General features: G+C 72.7%; 11 protein-coding genes. 4 read left to right on the top strand and 7 right to left on the bottom strand.

The features are described from left to right. Window positions 1-37: 37 nt before the first annotated feature. The 3 genes from ACIHFD_RS11320 to ACIHFD_RS11310 form a co-directional block, all read right to left on the bottom strand. A complete protein-coding gene (locus ACIHFD_RS11320) occupies window positions 38-457 on the bottom strand; it encodes a hypothetical protein (RefSeq protein ID WP_397366694.1) in 420 nt (139 codons plus the stop codon). 76 nt (window positions 458-533) lie between these two features. Continuing rightward, window positions 534-2,228 (bottom strand): sensor histidine kinase, encoded by a 1,695-nt coding sequence (locus tag ACIHFD_RS11315; RefSeq protein WP_397366693.1) that lies wholly within the window; start codon window positions 2,226-2,228, stop codon window positions 534-536. Window positions 2,229-2,306: 78 nt separating this feature from the next. Further along, window positions 2,307-4,154, bottom strand: a complete 1,848-nt coding sequence (locus ACIHFD_RS11310; RefSeq protein ID WP_397366692.1) for a serine hydrolase domain-containing protein — start codon at window positions 4,152-4,154, stop codon at window positions 2,307-2,309. Window positions 4,155-4,277: 123 nt separating this feature from the next. Here ACIHFD_RS11310 and ACIHFD_RS11305 point away from each other — a divergent pair, with 123 nt between their 5' ends. Further along, on the top strand, window positions 4,278-4,883 hold the full coding sequence (locus ACIHFD_RS11305) for a DNA-binding response regulator (protein ID WP_397366691.1): 606 nt from the start codon (window positions 4,278-4,280) through the stop codon (window positions 4,881-4,883). 7 nt (window positions 4,884-4,890) lie between these two features. Here ACIHFD_RS11305 and ACIHFD_RS11300 read toward each other — a convergent pair whose 3' ends face one another. Then, window positions 4,891-5,082 carry a DUF5708 family protein gene (locus ACIHFD_RS11300; RefSeq protein ID WP_397366690.1) on the bottom strand — a complete coding sequence of 64 codons (192 nt, stop codon included), beginning with the start codon at window positions 5,080-5,082 and terminating at the stop codon, window positions 4,891-4,893. Window positions 5,083-5,205: 123 nt separating this feature from the next. Then, window positions 5,206-5,625, bottom strand: a complete 420-nt coding sequence (locus ACIHFD_RS11295) for a hypothetical protein (protein WP_397366689.1) — start codon at window positions 5,623-5,625, stop codon at window positions 5,206-5,208. A 290-nt stretch (window positions 5,626-5,915) separates the two neighbouring features. Between ACIHFD_RS11295 and ACIHFD_RS11290 the strand changes: the two genes are divergently transcribed. Both ACIHFD_RS11290 and ACIHFD_RS11285 read left to right on the top strand, forming a co-directional pair. Further along, window positions 5,916-8,303 (top strand): ATP-binding protein, encoded by a 2,388-nt coding sequence (locus ACIHFD_RS11290; protein ID WP_397366687.1) that lies wholly within the window; start codon window positions 5,916-5,918, stop codon window positions 8,301-8,303. After that, window positions 8,300-10,465 carry an ATP-binding protein gene (locus ACIHFD_RS11285; RefSeq protein ID WP_397366686.1) on the top strand — a complete coding sequence of 722 codons (2,166 nt, stop codon included), beginning with the start codon at window positions 8,300-8,302 and terminating at the stop codon, window positions 10,463-10,465. The genes ACIHFD_RS11290 and ACIHFD_RS11285 overlap by 4 nt, the downstream gene beginning before the upstream one ends. Here ACIHFD_RS11285 and ACIHFD_RS11280 read toward each other — a convergent pair. Further along, on the bottom strand, window positions 10,407-11,324 hold the full coding sequence (locus ACIHFD_RS11280) for a LysR family transcriptional regulator (protein WP_397366685.1): 918 nt from the start codon (window positions 11,322-11,324) through the stop codon (window positions 10,407-10,409). The genes ACIHFD_RS11285 and ACIHFD_RS11280 overlap by 59 nt on opposite strands. A gap of 101 nt (window positions 11,325-11,425) precedes the next feature. Between ACIHFD_RS11280 and ACIHFD_RS11275 the strand changes: the two genes are divergently transcribed. Further along, the gene (locus ACIHFD_RS11275; RefSeq protein WP_397366684.1) at window positions 11,426-12,511 is read left to right on the top strand and encodes a 1-aminocyclopropane-1-carboxylate deaminase/D-cysteine desulfhydrase; all 1,086 of its coding nucleotides are present in this window, start codon (window positions 11,426-11,428) and stop codon (window positions 12,509-12,511) included. An 8-nt stretch (window positions 12,512-12,519) separates the two neighbouring features. Here the strand turns inward: ACIHFD_RS11275 and ACIHFD_RS11270 are convergent, their stop codons facing one another. Next, window positions 12,520-13,038, bottom strand: coding sequence for a nitroreductase family deazaflavin-dependent oxidoreductase (locus ACIHFD_RS11270; protein WP_350727655.1), 519 nt, complete (start codon window positions 13,036-13,038; stop codon window positions 12,520-12,522). Window positions 13,039-13,078: the final 40 nt, after the last annotated feature.

Genomic DNA, 13,078 nt, shown 5'->3' with positions numbered 1-13,078 from the left:
TACTGTGACGCTTCGTACTTTTGCGAAGCGTTCTGGGTCACCCTGCGGGGCGGATCTCGGTGAACAGGCGCAGCGTCACCGGCCGCAGCCGCCACCTGGGCCACCGCAGCCGCAGGGGCGAGAACCTGGCCGTGAGGACGATCTTCAGGTACGAGCTCCCGGTCTGCCCCACGGGCACCCGCGCGCAGAGCCCCGACACGTCGGCGCGGGCCGCCCGCCCGTCCAGCAGCAGCCGGCTGCTCCCGCGGACCTCGGATCCGCCCTCCAGGCTCACCGACTCCCACAGGAGCTCCGGCGCCCCGGGCAGGGAGAGCCGCAGCGTGAAGCCCGCCAGCGACCCGGCCGGGCTCAGGTAGAAGGAGCCGTCGAAGTCGCCGCTCCCGAGACCGGCCGAGAGCGTCGTCTCGCTGGCGTCCATGGCGATCCGCCAGGCGTTGGGATCGGTATAGGGGATCAAGGGGCTCACCTCGCTGTCCGGTAAGACGCGTCTACACAGACAAGACGTCGTAGCCCCCGCGAATGTGACAACCGGGTCAGCGTCGCGCGGGCACGGTCGCGTCGAGCCGGAAGCGATGATCCCGGGAGGCGGTCGTGAGGCGGCCGCCCCGGGCGGCGAGGCGGGCGGTGAGGTTGGCGACGCCCTGGCCGGGCTCGTCGGGACGGCCGGTGACGCCGTCGTTGTCCATGCGCAGCCGCACGAGGTCGTCGCCGGTGGTCAGGGCGATCGTCACGTGGCGGGCCTCGCTGTGCCGCAGCACGTTGGTGGCCGCCTCGCGGACCACGACGGCGAGCAGGGCGTCGACGCCGGCGGGCAGGGATGCGGGATCGGGGTCGATCTCCACGGTCGCGCCGGTCGCCTCGAGGACCTCGCGGGCCGAGGCCAGCTCGGCGCGCAGGCTGAGCCCGGGTTCGCCGTCCCCGGGGATGGCGCGCAGGTCGGCCAGCGCGGTGCGGGCCACGGTGACGATGCCGGCCAGCTCGGCCTCGGCGCGGGCGGGGTCGCGGGCGGCCAGCTCGGCCTTGACGGTGATCGCGGACAGGCCGTACCCGATCAGGTCGTGGACGTCCTGGGCGATCCTGCGCCGCTCCCGGGCCGCGGCCAGTCCGGCGAGCGCCAGCCGCGACTCGCGTACCTGGTAGACCAGCCGCGTCACGGCGGTCAGCCCGTAGAACATCGCCGACAGGCCGACCACCTCCACCAGGGCCGCCGGGACGCCCGCGGACGAGCCGGACCGGGCCAGGAGCACCGCGGGCACGCTCGCCACCATCGCCGCGTACAGCGCCCACGCCAGGCGCGGCGCGGGGATCACGATCAGCAGGGCGGCGGCGGCCCAGCCGACGAGCTGGTAGTAGGGGCGGTCCGGTTCGAGCAGCGGCAGCCACGCGAGCAGCAGTTGCGCGGGCAGCGTCCAGGCGGCGTGCCTCGGCCGGACGCCGGGAGGCCGCGGCAGCGCGTGGTACGCCTGCAGCGCGACCACCGCGATGACCGCGGCCCAGTACGCCACCCGCAGCCCGGCCGGCACCGGCGCGCGGGCGATGACGATGATCGCGGCGACGGGGACCCACAGGTAGACCACCGTCAGGATGGGCAGCGCGAGCCGCGGGGTCAGGTCGCCGGGCGGCGGGATCGGCGGCGGTTCGGGGCGCTGCCTGACCTGCCGCGCCGCCCGCCGGGTCAGCGGCGGGATCTCCCCGGCCCGCCCGGCGGCGGCCAGCCCGATGACGCGGGACAGCGTGGACCCGAGCACCGCGTCCAGGTCGTGGCCGGCCCGCTCGCGCTCCTCGGCCACCGAGCGCGCGGCCAGCTCGGCCCGGGTGGCGTGGAGCTCGTCGCGCAGGTCGCTGAGCCGCGTGAGGGCGAACACGACCAGCCCCTGCGTGGCCGTGTTGCCCACCGCGTTGACCCAGACGTAGGCGTCGGCGCCGAGGTTCACGGCGCCCGCGGCGGCCGTCACGCCGCCGAAGAGCACCCACCGCAGCGGCCCGCGGGCGACCAGGAGGACGGAGGCGGCGAAGAACGCCGACGGCCCGCCGAACGGCACCGGCCCCATCCAGGCGAACAGCGCTGCCTGGCCGGCCACCAGCCACCAGCCCCGCAGCCGCCGGGTCCGCGGGAGCGAGCACAGCAGTTGCAGAGCGAGGGAGAGCAGCGCCGGCACGCCCGGCAGTCCTGCGGCCGGGGGGATCACCAGGAGGAGGAGCACGACCAGGATGATGAGCGTGGACACTCGATCCCCACCGCGAGACGACCTTCACCGTTTCGCGGCCAAGCATCCCACAGCGCGGGTCCGGGTCCCGGGCGGGGATCAGCCGAACACGCCCCCGACCATGTGGTACGCGTACGCGACGGCCATGAAGCCCGCCGAGACGAGCGCGAAGGCCGTGTAGGAGATCCGCCCGGCCGGGCCCCACCAGCCCTTCCACCAGGCGCCCGCCGAGCAGGCCAGGACCCCGCCGCTGAGCACGAACGCCGTGGACGAGGCGATCAGGGCGGCCGTGAGCAGTGGGGACCCGAGGAAGATGGCGTCGGTCGGCGCGATGACGATCGTGACGGCGAGGCCGTACGCGAAGACCAGGACGAGCACGCCGGTCAGCCAGGCGAGCCACCACGCGGCCCGGTGCCGGGCGGGCCTGCCCCGGAGCCTGCGGACGAGCGCCGCGACCGGCATCCCGAGCCCGGCGAGCACGAACGCGGCCAGGCCCGCGTACACCAGCCACACGTGCAGGCCGGCGGCCGAGCGTTCGAACGTGGCCGCCTCCTCCTGATGGCCGCCCGCGAGCAGCCCGCGGCCGTCGAAGGCGATGCGCTCCTGGCCGCCCCGCTCGGCGAACAGCCCCGGCCCGACGAGCTGCCACGTCTGCACGGGTCTGGCGGGGTCGCGGGACAGGCCCGTCGTGGTGATCGTCCCGTCCCCCGCCGCCTCCACGGTCACGTTGCTGAACAGCGCGCCGAACCTCAGCAGGTCGCCGCGGATCCGGGTCGAGGTGTACGTCCCCGCGTACGCCGAGGTGTCCCCGCGCACCGGCCACGGCTGCTCCGGCTTGCCGGGGAAGTAGCGGTCGACGATCCGGTCGACCAGCTCGGCGGCGGCGGCCGCGGAGTCCTCGCCGTTGTAGACGGCGTACACGCCGGTCCTCTGGTCGGGCAGCAGGGCCAGGACGTGGTGGAAGCCGTTGATGTCGCCGCCCTTGGAGAAGATCCGGCGCCCGTTCCTGGACGTCTCCTCCAGGCCGTACCCCATGCCGGGGAGCCGGTCGTCCTGCGTGTAGTGGCGGGTCATCATGGTCGTGCCGACGTTCCTGCCCAGGCGGGGGTCGTCGCCCAGCAGCGCGATCATCAGCCGCCCCATGTCGGCGGCGGTGGTGACGGGCCCGGCCCCGGAGGCGGGCGACCCGTAGTAGCGCTTGTACGGAACGTCCCCGTTATATCCCTGGGCCAGGGTGCCGAGCAGGGCGACGGGCAGCGGCGCCTTGAACGACGTGCCCTCCATGCCCAGCGGCCCGAGGATGCGCGAGCGCACGTACTCGGCGAACGGCCGGCCCGAGGCCACCTCGACCAGGTAGCCCGCGAGGTTGTAGGCGTAGTTGTCGTAGGCGAGGACGGTCCCCGGCGGGCGCACCCGCTCCGGCCGGCCGTTCTTGACGACCTCGGCCAGGGGCTCGGCGGCGCCGGGATCCTCCCAGGACGAGCCGAGCACGCTGTCCGCGAAGCCGGCCGTATGGGTCAGCAGGTGCTCCAGGGTGACCGGCCGTCCGGGGAAGGTGTTCTCGATCTTGAAGGTCTTCAGGTACGTGTTGACGTCGGCGCGCAGGTCGAGCTTGCCCTCCTGGACGAGCTGGAGCGCGGCGATCGCGGTGAACGTCTTGGCCGTCGAGGCGGTGAAGAACCCCGTGCGGGCCGCGTCCACCGGAACGCGCCCGGCCAGGTCGGCGTAGCCGTACCCGCGGGAGAAGACCTGCCGGCCGCCCGACACCACCGTGACCGCCGCGCCGGGGATCCCGTGCGCGGCGAGCTGGGCGGGCACCACCTGGTCGACCAGCGTTCCGACGTCCTCCAGGTCGGTGGAGGCGGCGGCGGCTCCGCCGGACAGGCCGCACACCAGCAGCGCGGTCGCCAGCGCGGTCGCCAGGCCAGGGAACAGGGCTTTCTGCATGCCTCCCAAGATCGCGAACCCGGCCGGTCCCGGACCAGTGCCAGGCACCTCGATCCGGCATGTGAAACGCACGAACCGGACATCGGAAATATCATGGTCCCCAAGCTTCGGGGGGAGTCGAGAGTGATCCGGGTGCTGCTGGCCGAGGACCTGCATCTCATCCGCGGGGCGCTCGCCTCGCTCCTGCGCCTGGAGCCCGACATCGAGGTCGTCGCCGAGGCGGCGGACGGGGACGCGGTGCTGCCCGCGGCGCTGGCGCACCGGCCCGACGTGGCCGTGCTGGACGTGCAGATGCCCGGCATCGACGGCATCGAGGCCGCCGCCGCGCTCCGCGAACGGGTCCCCGGCTGCCGCGTGCTCGTCCTCACCCAGCTCGGCCGTCCGGAGGTGCTGCGCAGGGCGCTGGCGACCGGCGTCCAGGGCTTCATGCTGAAGGACGCGCCGCCCGCCGACCTCGCCGCGGCCGTGCGCCGCGTCCACGCGGGCGAGACGGTGGTCGACCCCGCCCTCGCCGCGGCCACCATCGCGGCCAGGGCGAACCCGCTGTCACCGCGCGAGGTGGACGTGCTGCGCCGGGCCGCCGACGGCGACGACCTCCCGGAGATCGCCGCCGCGCTCCACCTGACCAGGGGCACGGTACGCAACTACCTGGGGGCGATCGTCACCAAGCTCGACGCCCGCAACCGGCTGGACGCGGTCCGCATCGCCACCGAGGCCGGCTGGCTCTGACCCGCCGTCAGGCGCGCTCGCTCCGGGCCATCCGGTAGAGCCCGTACGCGGCCTCGATCGCGCCGAGCACCATCATGACCACGCCGACCTTCGACGGGGTGAACACCACGATCTCGACGTCGGTCCCGAACAGCCACAGCGCGAGCCCGATGACGAGGACCGCCAGTCCGGTGAGGAACGTCTTGCGGGCAGGAGCCATGGGGACCTCTTTCGATCAGGACCGTTTCCAGCAACGCTAGCGACGGCCCTGGTCTCCAGGCTTCCTGCCCGCTGAGGAGATCGGCGCACATCCTTCGGGTGACGCCACGGGACCTCATGATCGTCAGGCGGGAACGCCGGTGGCCCCCTTGGGCGGCGCGATGAGGCCGTACATGACCAGGGCGCAGAGCGCGATCGCGATCACCGACCAGAGCGGGAAGGCCACCATGAAGGCGAAGTGGCCGATCATCGCCAGCCCGGCCAGGACGACCCCGGTCCAGCGGGCCCAGGTCTGCCCGGCCAGCACGCCGAGCCCCACCGCGAACATCAGGACGCCGATCGCCAGCCAGATCACGCCCCAGGCGGTGTAGTTCCACACCAGGAGGCGGCCTCCGGGCGTGACGAAGAAGTACGTCTTGAACAGGGCTATGACGCCCTCGATGATGTTGAAGACGCCCAGCACCATCGAGAGGGTGCCGGCGAATCCGAGCCAGCCCGAGTAACCACCACGGTGGAATGCGAACGGTGACGTTGACGTCGCCATGATCGTCTCCTTCCCGGCGAGTTGAAACTCCGGGTCGCCGTCTGCATCCATGCCCGAGATGTCTAAAGACAAAATCCCGCCGGGCAAAGCTATGTCCTCGCATCGGTAAAGTGCGCCGCCATTTAGCCACCGACTTTTCCCAATTTTTCCGGAAAATGGGGATTTGCTTGACCGACTACACCCGCGCGGAAACGACAAAGTGCGAGGGGTACCTTCACCGAATAATCTGGGAGTGGAAGCTCGGGCACCGGAGGCGCGGTGAGCCGAGCACCGGAGCCGTTGGAGCATTCATGACCACAACCGCACCGAACGTTTCGTGCCACCTGCCCGCGGAGCTCAACAGCTTCATCGGCAGGCGGCACGAAATCGCCGAGATCAAGCGGCTGCTGTCCGATGCCAGGCTGGTGACCCTGATCGGCGTCGGTGGCGTCGGCAAGACCCGCCTCGCCATGCGGGTCGGCTTCGACCTGCGGCGCAGCTACCCCGACGGCGTGTGGCTGGTCGAGCTCGCGGGGCTGGAGAGCCCCGAATTGCTGGTGCAGACGGTGATGGAATGCCTGGAAATCCAGGACCGTTCTGTACGCCCCTCCATAGAGGTGCTCACGGATCATCTGCGTGACAAGAAAATGCTCCTCATCCTGGACAACTGCGAGCACCTGCTGGACGAATGCGCCGCGGTGGCCGAAACGCTCATGCGCGCCGCCCCCGGTCTGCGGATCCTGGCCACGAGCCGGCAGACGCTCGGCGTCGTGGGCGAGCAGATGATGCCCGTTCCGCCGATGCCCATGCCGGATTCCGACGGTTCGCGGTCGTCCACGGATTCGCTGAAACAGTTCGACGCGATCCGGCTGTTCGCCGACCGGTCCCAGTCCGTGCTGCCGGGGTTCGAGGTCACCGACGACAACCAGGACAGCGTGGCGCGGATCGTACGGCGGCTGGACGGCATCCCGCTGGCGATCGAGCTGGCGGCCGTCCGGCTGCGGGCGATCTCCGTGGAGCAGCTGCTGGCCCGGCTGGACGACCGGTTCCGGCTGCTCACGATGGGGGCGCGCACCGCGATGCCCCGCCAGCAGACGCTGCGGGCGCTGATCGACTGGAGCTACGGCCTCTGCACCGAGCAGGAGCGGCTGCTCTGGGCCCGGCTGTCGGTGTTCTCCGGCGGTCTGGACCTGGAGGCGGCCGAGCACGTGTGCGCCGGCGACGGCATCGAGCCGGACGAGGTCGTCGATCTGGTGGTCGGCCTGGTGGGCAAGTCGGTGCTGGCCCGCGAGGGCGACCAGACCACGGTGCGCTACCGGCTGCTGGAGACGATCCGCCAGTACGGCCGCGACCGGCTGCGCGAGTCGGGCGACGAGGCGGCGCTGCGGGCGCGGCACCGCGACTGGTTCGCGGACCTCGCGAGCCGCGGGCAGCGGGAGTGGTTCGGCCCCGACCAGGTGGCCTGGTTCAACCGCCTGCGCGCCGAGCACGGCAACATCCGCAGCGCCCTCGACTACTGCCTTACGACGCCGGGCGAGGCGGTGCGCGGCCTGGCCATCGCCACGGCGCTGCGGTTCTACTGGATCGCGACCGGGTCGCTGCGTGAGCCCCGCGACTGGCTCGACCGCCTGCTCGCGACGGGCGACGCGGCGGCCCCTCCGGCGGGCCTTCCGGCGGGCCCAGCGGCAGGTCCGGCGGCGGGTGACGCGGCGCTGACCGCGCGCGCCAACGCGCTGTGCGTCAACGCGCGGCTGGCTGTGCTGCAGAGCGACTTCGCGCTGGCGGCGGACATGCTCGAGGAGGCCCGCGAGCTGGCGAAACGGCTCGACGGCGCGGTGATCCCCGCCGAGATCTCCTACGTCTCCGGACTGGCGACCCTGATCCAGCGCGACATCACCGGCGCGGCGGCCCTGCTGGAGGAGGCGGTGGCGGGCTACCGCGAGGCGGACTCCCCGATGGGGGTGGTGAACACGCTGCTGTACCTGGCCACCGCCCACTCGCTCCTCGGCCATCCCGACGAGGCGGTCACGCGTTTCAAGGAGGGCCTGGAGGCCTGCGAGGCCCGCGCGGACCACTGGTTCAGGTCGTACACGCTGTGGGTGTACGGGATCGAGGTGTGGCGGGAGGGCGACGTGGCCAGGGCGGTCGAGATGGAGCGCGAGGCCATCCGGCTCAAGCGGCCCTTCGACGACCGGCTGGGCACCGCCCTGTGCATCGAGGCGCTGGCGTGGATGGCCGCCGACGGCACGCCCGAGCGCGCCGCCGTGCTGTTCGGGGCCTCGCAGGAGCGCTGGCGGTCGTTCGGCGCTCCCCCGTTCGGCTACCTGTCCGGCCACCACGACGCCTCCGAGGCGCTGGCGCGCGAGCGTCTCGGAGAGGAGCGGTTCGAGGCCGCCTTCCGCAGAGGCACCGAGCTCACCCCGGCCGACGCGCTCGCGTACGCGATGTGCGAGAGCGTGAAACCGGCCAAGCCAGCGGCGCCGGCCCAGGCCTCGCCGCTCACCCGGAGGGAGATGGAGATCGCCCGGCTCGTCGCCCAGGGCATGACCAACAAGGCCATCGCCTCCGCGCTGGTGATCGCCCAGCGCACGGCCGAGGGACACGTCGAGCACATCCTGACCAAGCTCGGGTTCAACTCGCGCTCCCAGATCGCGGCCTGGGTCGGCGAGCAGGGCCTGCTTCCCGGGGGCGCCCCATGAGATCCGGCGCCGGCGTTCTGACCGACAAGTCCACCTTCGTCGGGCGGGCCCAGGAGCTGTCCACGGTGCGGAAGCTGCTGGGCAGGTCCCGGCTGCTCACCTTGACGGGCGCGGGCGGCGTCGGCAAGACCCGGCTGGCGCTCAGGGCCGCGGAGCTGCTGCGGGACACCTACCAGGACGGGGTCGAGGTGGTCGAGCTGGCCACTTTGGAGACGGGCGACCTGCTGGAGTCGGAGGTCGCCATGGCGCTGGGGTTGCGTGACGTGCGCCGCGACCCCATGGGCGTGCTGGTGGACTACCTGTCCGGCAAGCGGATGCTGCTGGTCCTGGACAACTGCGAGCATCTGAGCGCGGTCTGCGCCCGGTTCGTGGACCGGCTGCTGCGCTCCGCGCCCCGGCTGCAGGTCCTGGCGACCAGCAGGCAGACGCTGCGGGTCTCCGGCGAGCAGGTGCTGACGGTCGCTCCGCTGTCCACTCCCGATCCCGGCCCGGGTTGCGGCCACACGGTCAGGGAGGTCGGCCGCCACGACTCCGTCCGGCTGTTCGTGGCGCGCGCGGCGGGCGCCGTGCCCGGCTTCCGGCTGAACGCGCGCAACGTGGCGCCCGTGGCGGAGCTGGTCCGGCGCCTGGAAGGCATCCCGCTGGCGATCGAGCTGGCGGCGGTCCGGCTGCGTTCCATGCCGCTCGAACGCCTGGCACGGGAGCTGGAGGAACGCTTCGACGTGCTGGTCGCGAAGACGCCCACCGCCCTGCCCCGCCACCAGGCCATGCGCGCGACCATGGAGTGGAGCTTCCGCCTCTGCTCGGCCGGGGAGCGGCGGCTGTGGGCGCGGCTGGGGCTGTTCCCCTCCGGGGCCGACCTGGAGACCGCCGAGGCGGTGTGCTCCGGCGACGGCATCGACCGGCTCGACGTGCTCGACCACCTGACCGGGCTGGTGGACAAGTCGGTCCTGGTCAGGGAGGGCTCCAGATACCGCATGCCGGAGGCCCTGCGCGCGTACGGCTGCGAGCAGCTGCCGCCTCCCGAGGAGCGGCGGCTGCGCCGGCGTTACGCCGAGCACTACCGGGACCTGGTCACGGAGCACCGGATCGACCGGATGGTCCCCGAGCAGCTGGACCGCTACCTGCTCCTGCAGCGGGAGCTGCCCAACATCCGCGTCGCCCTGGAGATGTGCCTGAGCGACCCCGCGCTGGCGCCGATGGAGCTGGAGGCCGCGTCGGCGATGTGGTGCTTCTGGCTCCTGACCGGATCGTTCGTGGAGGGCCGCTACTGGCTGGGACGCGGCCTGGAACTGGTGCCGGAGGGCAGCCGGTGCCGTGCCTTGGCGGTCTGGGCCGACAGCCTGCTCTCCCTGCGCCAGGGCCAGGCCGCGACCGCCACGCGGCGGCTGGAGGAATTCATCGCCTTCGCCCGCCGGGAGGGCGACGAGCAGCTCGTGGCGCACGGCATCCGCAGCTCGGGCGTCGCGGCGTTCTACACCGGCGACGCCCGGCGCGGCCTGGCGCTGATCCGGGAGTCCCTCGCCCTCCACGAGGCCATGGGCGACATCGACGGCATCATGTTCAACCTCTACGTCGGGGCCGCGTACGGCTCGACCGAGGATCCCCGCCAGGCGAGCGAGTTCGGCGAGCGGCTCCTGACCCTGTGCGAGAGCCGGCGGGCCCTGGTCTTCCGCGCGTACGCGCAGCTCGCGCTGGGTGTCGCGCACTGGAATCTGGGCGAGCGCCGGCGCGCGGAGGCGTTGCTGACGGCGGCCACCGAGTTCACCGGGCGGATCAACGACCGGTGGTGCCTGACCCAGTGCCTGGAGGTGCTGGCCTGGCTCGCGGGCGCGCGGGACGAGCATGACCGGGCCGCCGCGCTGCTGGGGGCGGCGCACGCGATGTGGCAGGCGGTGGGGACCTCGCCCGAGTGGATCAGCTACCACGCGACCTCGCACGAGCGCTGCACGAAGCAGGCCCGCGCGGCGCTGGGCCGGTCGGCGTTCGCGACGGCGTTCCGCCAGGGGTCGCGGCTGGGGCCGCAGCGGGCCGCGGCCTACGCGGTGAGCGGCGCGCCGCGGGAGCGGTCGGGGCGGCGGGGCGTCCGGGGTTCGAAACCCGTCACGACGGCCGTGGGAGGCCGGCGGCGGCCTCGGTCAGGCACGTCTCCAGCCGGGTGACGATGGCCGGCGCCCCGGCCGTGTCGATCCGGCAGCAGTACAGGAGGCGTACGAGGGGCTCCTCGGCGATGGGGCGGGCGACGACGCCGTCCACCGTGTCCGTGAGCGCCAGCGCGGGCAGCACGGCGATGCCGAGCTCGTGGGCGACGAGTTGCAGCACCGTCCTGAAGTCGTCGCCCTCGAAGGCGAGCCGGGGACGGAAGCCCGCGGAGCGGGATAGCTCCGCGAGAGGGCCGAGATTGGGGCCGGTGACGGGGGTGCCGATCCACGCCTCGCCGGCCAGGTCGGCCAGGCTCAGCGACGTGCGCCCGGCCAGGGCGTGGCGGGCGGGGAGCGCGACCATGACCGGGTCGCGGCCGATGAGCGAGCGCCGCAGGCCCGGTGGCGGCGGCAGGGGGAACCAGCTGTAGTCGAAGGTGACCGCGAGGTCGAGGTCGCCGCGGAGCAGCCGCTGGTAGGCGTCCTCGGTCTCGTACTGGCTCAGCGTGACCCGCACACCCGGGCAGGCCCGGCGGAACGCGGCCAGGGCCGGCGGGACGAGGCCGGCCGCAGCCGAGACGAAGGCGCCCAGCCGCACCTCGCCCGACAGCCCGGCGTTCAGGGCCTCCAGCTCCGTCCGGGCCCGGGTCATCGCCGCCCGGACCGCCTCTTCGGCCCGCAGGAGGACGGTGCCGGCGGCGGTGGGGCGTACGGGACGGCGGTCCAGGAGCCGCAGCCCCGCCCGCCGTTCGAGGTCGGCGATCTGCTGGGAGACGGCCCCCTGCGTGTAGCCGAGCTCCTCGGCGGCCGCCGCGAACGAGCCCAGCCGGACGACTGCCTCCAGCGTGGCCAGGAGGCGGGGCTCCAGTTGTCCGGGCACGAGCATTAGCCTACCTAATGCCAGGCTTAGCAGACTTTGCTGGTGCTTATGGTCGGGCTGATGGAGCATGGAGGCACGTCGCCTGAAGAAGGGTTTCCACCATGGACCTCGCCGCCCTCGACGCGCTGGTCGACCGGCTGCCCCGCAGGCGGATCGGCTTCTACCCGACGCCCTTCCACCGCCTGGACAATCTGTCGGCCGCCTACGGGGCCGGCTTCTTCCTCAAGCGGGAGGACCTGGCGGGGCCCGGCACCATCAGCGGAAGCAAGACCCGCCTGGCCGAGTTCATCATCGGCCAGGCCCTGGAGGACGGCGTCACGCACCTCATCACGCAGGGCGTCTACCTGACGAACTCCGGCATGCAGTTCGCCGCCGCCTGCCGGGCGGCCGGGCTCACGCCGATCCTCTTCCTCACCCGGGACGAAGGACGCCACGGCGAGCTCGCGGAGTACCGCGGCAACCTGCTGCTGAGCAAGATCATGGACGTGGAGACGCACTACCTGCCCACCCGGGGCGGCGCCTACTGGGACACGGCCGACGAGCAGCAGCGCATCGCCGACGCGATGACCGCCCGCAAGGCCGAGCTGGAGGCACAGGGGCACAAGGCGCTGATCGTGCCCACCGGCGGCGCGCATCCGTACGGCTTCGTGGCGCATACGCTGACGTTCACGGAGATGATCCAGCAGGCCGGGGCGTCCGGGGTCCGGCTCGACTACCTCTACCACACCGCGGGCACGGGCACGGCGCTGCCGGGCCTGATCGCGGCGAAGCTGGTGACGCGGAGCCCGGTCGTCGTGCGCTCCATCGCGATCTGCGGCTACCGGCCCGGGAACTGGATCAACGTCGAGGTGATCGTCGACCGCGTGAAGCACATCCTCAAGCTGCTCGAGGTCCCGGTCCCCGCCGACGAGGTCATCCGCGCCGAGATCGACGTCGACGAACGGTTCATCGGCGAGGACTACGCGGTGCCCTCGCCGGAAGGCGTCGCCGCCATCAAGGAGCTGGCCCGCTCGGACGGCGTGTTCATGGGCCCCGTCTACACGGGCAAGGGCTTCGCGGGGCTGCTCGACCACGTGCGCTCGGGGCGGGTCGAGCCGGGCCGGAACGTGGCGTTCCTGCACACCGGGGACACCGCCAACCTGTTCGAGATCCCGCAGGTCGTCGGCGACGTGGCCGGCGGCCGGTAAGCGGGCGGTCAGGAGCGCGGGGACAGGCGGAAGACGCGCAGCTCGCGGCCGGAGCGCTCGGTGTAGCCGTCGTACAGCGGCCAGAAGCCGGTGAGCGCCTGCCAGGCCTGCTCGCGGTCGGCTCCGGCGAGCAGGGCGGCCGTGACGGGGATGACCCGCCCGCGGAAGGTCACGGTGGCCTGCGGGGTCTTGAGCAGGTTGCCGCTCCAGGCCGGGTGGTGCTCCCTGCCGAAGTTGCTGCCGACCACCAGGAACGTGCCGCCGTCCTCGGGCAGGCAGGCCAGCGGGCTCTGGCGCTCCTGCCCTGACTTGCTGCCGGTCGTGGTGAGCAGCAGGTGGGGGATCATCTGGTCCCCCATGAGCACGCGACCGCCGGTCACCCGGTTGACGAAGCGATCAAGAGGCGGGACGATCTTGGGCGCGACCCGCGCGAAACCCCTCGTGCCCGCGAGCCACTGGAAGAACGGGCGGAGCGCGGTGCTGACGCGTGCCATGAAACCGCCGCTGGACTGCTGCTGCTCGACCACGGTGCCCTCACGTCCTCGTTGCGCTGCCGACGGGGGCCAA

It is taken from the genome of Nonomuraea sp. NPDC051941, from assembly GCF_044593615.1.
Note: the sequence above shows the minus strand (reverse complement) of the source record. Positions and strands in the feature narration are given on the sequence as shown.

Excerpts from the sequence above, each read along its gene's own strand:
- ACIHFD_RS11310 (WP_397366692.1), bottom strand. The coding sequence starts at position 4,154 with ATGCAGAAAGCCCTGTTCCCTGGCCTGGCGACCGCGCTGGCGACCGCG.
- ACIHFD_RS11300 (WP_397366690.1), bottom strand. The coding sequence starts at position 5,082 with ATGGCTCCTGCCCGCAAGACGTTCCTCACCGGACTGGCGGTCCTCGTC.
- ACIHFD_RS11295 (WP_397366689.1), bottom strand. The coding sequence starts at position 5,625 with ATGGCGACGTCAACGTCACCGTTCGCATTCCACCGTGGTGGTTACTCG.
- ACIHFD_RS11290 (WP_397366687.1), top strand. The coding sequence starts at position 5,916 with ATGACCACAACCGCACCGAACGTTTCGTGCCACCTGCCCGCGGAGCTC.
- ACIHFD_RS11285 (WP_397366686.1), top strand. The coding sequence starts at position 8,300 with ATGAGATCCGGCGCCGGCGTTCTGACCGACAAGTCCACCTTCGTCGGG.
- ACIHFD_RS11275 (WP_397366684.1), top strand. The coding sequence starts at position 11,426 with ATGGACCTCGCCGCCCTCGACGCGCTGGTCGACCGGCTGCCCCGCAGG.